A 6,216-nucleotide genomic window follows, 5' to 3' on the forward strand; every position below is an offset into this window, starting at 1 on the left:
TGACCGACATGTTCCTCATCGCGCTCATCGCGTTCCTCGGGGCGGCCGCCGCCGGGCTGCTCGGTGCCCTCACCCTGCGCCTCCTCCGGCACCGTTCGCTCGTCGTGTCCGTGACCGTGGTCGCCGCCGTCGCCGTGACGGCCATGCTCGCCGGGACGCTCGCCGTCGCCTGGGCGATGTTCCTGTCGCCGCACGATCTGAGCGTCGTCACGACGGTCGTCGCGATGGCCGCCGTCGTCTCCCTCCTCACCGCCGTCCTCCTCGGACGGTGGATGGTCGCCCGCAGCAGGGACCTGACCCTGGCCGCCCGGTCGTTCGGCGACGGCGGCGTCTTCGCCGCGCCCGTCGAGCCGGCGACCGCCGAACTGGCCGCACTGACACGCGAATTGGCGGCCACCAGCGCCAAGCTGGACAGTTCGCGTGAGCGCGAGCGCGCGCTGGAGACCTCGCGGCGCGAACTCGTCGCGTGGATCTCGCACGACCTGCGGACGCCCCTCGCCGGGCTCCGCGCCATGTCGGAGGCGCTGGAGGACGGCATGGCCGTCGACTCCCCGCGTTACCTGCGACAGATACGTACCGAGGTCGAGCGCATGAACGGCATGGTCGGCGACCTCTTCGAACTCTCCCGGATCCACGCGGGATCACTCACCCTGACCCCGGCCCGTATCTCCGTGTACGACCTGGTCGGCGACGCGCTGGCCGGCGCCGACCCGCTGGCGCGCGAGCTGGGCGTACGGCTCGTGGGGGACCGTATCGACGCCGTACCGGTGGAGGTCGACAGCAAGGAGATGAGCCGGGTCCTGGGCAATCTGCTGGTCAACGCCATCCGCCGGACCCCGGCCGACGGCACGGTCGCCGTCACCGCGCGCCACTTCGAGGGCGGGGTGGTCCTGTCGGTGACGGACGGCTGCGGCGGGATCCCGGAGGAGGACCTGCCGCGGGTGTTCGACACGGGCTGGCGCGGCAGCGACGCGCGTACGCCCCCGGCCGGGGCGGGCCTCGGACTCGCGATCGTGCGAGGCATCGTGGAGGCCCACGCCGGCCGGGCGGCGGTCCGCAACGTCACGGGCGGCTGCTGCTTCGAGGTGACGCTCCCCGCGGCGGCGGCCTGAGACGCGGCTCGATCCGGTCCTGCCCCGCGCCGCCCGGTTACGACGCCCGTCCGCCCCTTCCCCTTACGGCGCCCGTCCCGACCCGTCCTGTTACGGCGCCGGGCGGGGCGAGGTCCGTACGGTTCGCGTATGACTCGCTCGACTTCCCGCGACACCTTCCGCGCGCTGCACCACCAGGAGCGGCCCCTGGTCCTCCCCAACGCCTGGGACGTCCCCTCGGCCCTCGCCTTCGTCCACGCCGGGTTCGAGGCGGTCGGCACGACCAGCTTCGGGGTCGCCTCCGGGCTCGGCCGCCCGGACGGCGGCCGGTCGACGCGCGACGCGAACCTCGCCCTGGCCCGCGCGCTGGCACCGCTGCCGGTGCATGTCAGCGTGGACATCGAGGACGGTTACGCGGACGACCCGGACGAGGTCGCCGTGTACGTCCGCGCGCTGGTGGCCGTCGCGGGCGTCAACATCGAGGACAGCACCGCCGAGACGCTCATCGACCCCGCAGCGCACGCCGCGAAGGTCACGGCGGTGAAGCGGCGCTGCCCGGAGGTGTTCGTCAACGCGCGCGTCGACACCTACTGGCTCGGCCAGGACGCCACCGTCGCCGCGACGCTGGAACGCGCGGCGCGCTACGTCGAGGCGGGCGCGGACGGCGTGTTCGTCCCCGGCGCCACGGACCCCGCCGTGTTGCGCGAACTGGCGGCGGCCGTCCCCGTACCCCTCAACGTCCTCGCGATCCCCACGCTCTCGCCCGCCGAACTGGCGGAGCTGGGCGTACGCCGCGTGAGTACGGGATCCCTGCCGTACCGGGCCGCACTCCACGCGGCCGTCGCCGTCGCGGAAGCGGTACGGGGCACCGGTACCGTCCCCGGAGCGACGCCGTATCCGGAGCTACAGACGAGGCTGGTCGAGTACGCGTCCGGGCTCGCCCCCGGGCTCACGTAGCGGCGCCGTCGCGAACTCCGCCATGCCCTCGGCGAACCCCACCCCCGGCTTCCAGCCCAGCTCGTCGCGCAACGCCTGGGAGTCGGCGGTGACATGGCGTACGTCGCCGAGGCGGTATTCGCCGGTCACGACGGGCGCGGGCCCGCCGTGCGCCGCCGCCAGCGCGGCGGCCATCTCGCCGATGGTGTGCGGCTCGCCGCTGCCGGTGTTGTACGCGGCGAAGCCGGGGGCCACCGCCATGGACAGCGCGTCGAGCGCGGCCACATTGGCGGCGGCCACGTCCCGTACGTGCACGAAGTCCCTCCGCTGGCCGCCGTCCTCGTACACGCGGGGCGCCTCGCCGCGCGCCAGCGCGGACCGGAAGAAGGAGGCGACGCCCGCGTACGGGGTGTCGCGGGGCATGCCCGGTCCGTACACGTTGTGGTACCGCAGAGACATGGCGCGCCCACCCGTCGCGCGCGCCCATGAGGAAGCCAGGTGCTCCTGCGTGAGCTTCGTCGCGGCGTACACGTTCCGGGGATCGGCGGGGGCGTCCTCGCCCACCAGGCCGGGCGTCAACTCCGCACCACAGGCGGGGCAGTTGGGCTCGAACCGGCCCGCTTCCAGATCGGCGGCAGCACGCGGTCCTGGGCGGACCACGCCGTGGCGCGGGCAGTCGTAGCGCCCCTCCCCGTACACGACCATCGACCCGGCGAGCACCAGCGACCGCACGCCCGCGCCGGCCATGGCGGCGAGGAGCACGGCCGTGCCGAGGTCGTTGCACCCCACGTACGCGGGCGCGTCGGCGAAGTCCTTCCCGAGCCCGACCATGGCGGCCTGGTGACAGACGGCGTCGACGCCACCGAGCGCCGCGTCGACGGCCTCCCGGTCCCGCACGTCCCCGACGACCAGCCGCTCCCCGTCCCGCACGGGCCGGGGAGCGGCCCTGCCGTGCGCGGAGGGCAACATGGCGTCGTACACGACCACTTCGTGACCGCGCGAGACGAGAGCGCCGGCGATCTCCGACCCGATGAACCCGGCTCCGCCGGTGACAAGTACACGCATGCCCACCACGCTAGGCGCGCGATCACGGAGCGGCGGGGACCCGCGACGGCATGTCACGCGACCGTAAGATCACGCACCGCCCGACGTACCGCGCCACTCACGGCCTGACCCGCCGCCTGACCCACCGCCCGACGCACCGCGCGACCCACCGCCCGACGCACCGCCTGAGGCAACGCCGACTTACCGCCCGGCCTACTCGACGTCTATGCCGTACTCCTCCACGAGGGCGACCAGCCCGCCCGGATATCCCTTGCCGCCGGTGACGAAGTCCCAGTCACCGCCCGCCCGTTTGCGGAAGGAGCCGAGGACGAGCGCGGTCTCGCCGGCGCGGCCGTCGGAGACGGGCAGTTCGTCGATGCCCGTTCCGGACGGGTCGGACAGCCGGATGCGCGCGTTCGTGAGGCCGGACAGGTCGGCGTGCGGGTTGACCTCCGGGTCGACGGCGGCGACGAGCACCAGCCGGTCGGCGGCCCGGGGAAGCTGCTCGAAGCGCACCCAGACGGCGGCCTTGTCCTCACCGAAGCCCGGCATCATCTGCACGCTGCCGTCGGGGGTGCGGGGGTTGTTGAAGAAGACGAACTGGTCTTCGGCGAGTACCCGGTTGCCCGTGCAGACGAGAGCGCACACGTCCAGGGCCACGCTGCCGGACCAGGCCAGGCCGAGGACACTGGCATCGTCGAGTTCGGGCTCCGGATCCGGCTCGGGATCCGTCCCGGTCTCCGTGTCGATGTCGGGTACGGGCTCCGCTCGCGGCGCTCGCCGCGCGGGCCGGCCGAGCCGTCCGCTCAGGCCGTGGCGGTGCAGAAGGTCGACCAGCTCCGAGCCCGAGATGAGCGTCAGGGGCTTCGCCCCGGCGAAGGCGTGCGAGCCGGGACCGAAGGTCGAAGTCGTGATCAGCACACCCTTGTTCGCGCCCGCGTCCTGCACCGTGCCGTACAGATCGCGCACCGCGCTCGGCGGAACGGTGTTGCGGTACCGCTTCACCTGCACGATGATCTTGCCGCCCCGGATCGGCTCGGGATCCAGCGCGTCGACGTCGACACCGCCGTCGCCCGACCGCTTCGTCGTGACGGCCTGCATGCCCATCGCCCGGAACAGCTCGGCGACCAGCTCCTCGAACTCCAGGGGATCCATCTCGTGGAGGTCCGGCTCCTCGCCGCCGCCGTGTGTGACCACATTGCGTCCGGCCTCGCCGGGCAGCCGGCCCGGCCGTACGGCGGTGCCCCGGTCCGGACGGTCCGAGAGCTGGCCCCGTAAGCCGTCCACCAGGCAGTCCGGCGCGCTCACCTGGGCCAGATTCACCTGCTCGAACGCCGCGCGCGACACCATCACGGTGGCCAGGAACTTCTGCGCCCGATGTCCGGTCGCGGGGTCGGTGTCGTCCACGAATCCGTTCAGGACCACCGAGTCGAGCACGCCGAACTGATCGGCCACGAACAGCTCGTGCAGGGCGAGAAGCACGCACTGGGCCAGGACATCGCGGTAGAGCGTGCGGCGCTCGGTTGCGGGACGCCGGACCTCCTTGTCCCGGTCGGCCCCCGGCATGTACCGCACGAGTGACGCGTCAGGCACGATCGACAGGGCGGGCAACTCCCAGTTCAGGATGAGCTGTTGGGCGGCGGCGTCGAACGAGGCGGAAACCTGGCGCGGTACGTCCTCGGGCCAGCCCTGCGAGGCGTACAGGGCGGCGGTGAAGTAGTCCACCACGGAGCCGGGTTCGCCCCGGTGCAGGGTGGCGACCAGGCCGGCGATGCCCGCGTTGTGGTGGCGTATCGCGGCCAACTGCTCGTCGGCCCACTGCTGGTACTGCCCACGATAGGCGGCGAGTTGCTGCTGGCGCCTGGCCTCCGCGTCCTGCGCGGCCCGCCAGTCGTACTCGAACCGCGCGCGGGCCTGCTCCTGTGCCTGCCGGTTGGCCCCGAATCCCCAACCGCCGCCCGTCTGGGGCGGATAGGCGTTCGGGTCCGGCATCGGTACGGGCACGGCGAGCTGCCCCGGCGAGAACGGCTCCACCTGCTCGGGCCGGGCCAGCGCGGCGGGCGTGAAACCCGGCGCGGCACACCCTGTGACCAGCAAGCTCTCCAACACCTGCACCCGGCGCTCGATTTCCTCGGTCCGCTGCCGCGCGTCGGCCTCCCGCCGCTGCCGGTAGGCGGCCTGCTGCTCGCGCCGGTTGCGCGACGCCGCCCGCTCGGCGGCCCGCTGCTGACGCTCCTGCTCCCGCTGCGCCTGCGCCCACGAGCGCCGCTGCGCCTCGTCCTGGCGTCGTTGCTGCTGCTGGATCTCCGCCCAGGTGCCTATCAGTCCGTGAGAACGGCGGCTCATCGAGTTCTGCTTCCTCCCCGGTTCGCCCGTGGGCGCCCCAGATGCGGCAATTGGTTGAAGCCGTGACGATATCGCTCCGCCCACGCCTCTGCGGCGTGTTCGCCCAACTGATTCATTTCCCGAGAGATACGCGGAGTCCACACCGCCGAACTCGTTCCCCACCCGGTTGTCAGACCCGTGGTGCAGGATCGACACCTCGGCTCTTCGAGGGGGATGGGGATCACCATGTCGATGACGAACCAGCAGGTGGCGGGGCGGGTGTTTCTGCGCGCGCTGTACGGGGACGAGTACTTCCCGGATCACCTTCTCGACAAGGGGCGGGACATCCTGCTTCGGCTGTGCGCGCGTATCGAGGCGGAGCGGCCGGTTGACCTGGCGGCGCTGTACGCGCTCACCGAGGGGGCGACGGAGGAGTTCAACCGGTTGCAGGAGGAGTTCTGGGCAGCGGGGAGTGAGATCGAGACCATGGCACGCGACGAGATAGCCGGGGACTTCGGGTTCATCGCGGATGCCTACGGCTTCGCGGACGCGGATCTGGAGGAGCTGGTCGCCGAACGCGACTGGTGAGGGGGGTGTTCGGCCGGTGTTCCCCTCGGCGGCCCCGGGGGATACCCCCATCCCCCGGATGCCTGCCTGCCACATGGGAAACAGGCGCCCCGTCAACAACCCTTGCGGTATGACGACTTACCGGAACAACAGCCAGAGAGCCCTCCTCCTCGCACTGTCCGCCGCCGCCGTGGCCGGCTCGTTGGCCTTTGGCGGGTCGGCGGTCGCGCGGGGGGATGCCGGGCTGTCTCTT

The 6,216-nt window shown here is 72.4% G+C and carries 5 protein-coding genes; 3 read left to right on the plus strand and 2 right to left on the minus strand.

The features are described 5' to 3' along the window. The first annotated feature begins 8 nt into the window (after positions 1–8). Together P3L51_RS34435 and P3L51_RS34440 are read left to right on the plus strand one after the other, a co-directional pair. On the plus strand, positions 9–1,112 hold the full coding sequence (locus P3L51_RS34435; RefSeq protein WP_354609302.1) for a sensor histidine kinase: 1,104 nt from the start codon (positions 9–11) through the stop codon (positions 1,110–1,112). 129 nt (positions 1,113–1,241) lie between these two features. Further along, positions 1,242–2,048: an isocitrate lyase/PEP mutase family protein gene (locus P3L51_RS34440; RefSeq protein WP_354609298.1), complete on the plus strand. Its 807-nt coding sequence runs from the start codon at positions 1,242–1,244 to the stop codon at positions 2,046–2,048. Here the strand turns inward: P3L51_RS34440 and P3L51_RS34445 are convergent. Together P3L51_RS34445 and P3L51_RS34450 are read right to left on the minus strand one after the other, a co-directional pair. Further along, the gene (locus tag P3L51_RS34445; RefSeq protein ID WP_354609299.1) at positions 1,995–3,092 is read right to left on the minus strand and encodes an NAD-dependent epimerase/dehydratase family protein; all 1,098 of its coding nucleotides are present in this window, start codon (positions 3,090–3,092) and stop codon (positions 1,995–1,997) included. The genes P3L51_RS34440 and P3L51_RS34445 overlap by 54 nt on opposite strands. A gap of 192 nt (positions 3,093–3,284) precedes the next feature. After that, positions 3,285–5,417, minus strand: a complete 2,133-nt coding sequence (locus tag P3L51_RS34450) for a restriction endonuclease (protein ID WP_354609300.1) — start codon at positions 5,415–5,417, stop codon at positions 3,285–3,287. Positions 5,418–5,642: 225 nt separating this feature from the next. On the opposite strand from P3L51_RS34450, the gene P3L51_RS34455 reads away from it, so the two are divergent. Next, positions 5,643–5,984: a DUF5713 family protein gene (locus P3L51_RS34455; protein WP_354609301.1), complete on the plus strand. Its 342-nt coding sequence runs from the start codon at positions 5,643–5,645 to the stop codon at positions 5,982–5,984. Positions 5,985–6,216: the final 232 nt, after the last annotated feature.

The organism is Streptomyces panacea, assembly GCF_040560175.1.
Taxonomy (GTDB): domain Bacteria; phylum Actinomycetota; class Actinomycetes; order Streptomycetales; family Streptomycetaceae; genus Streptomyces; species Streptomyces panacea.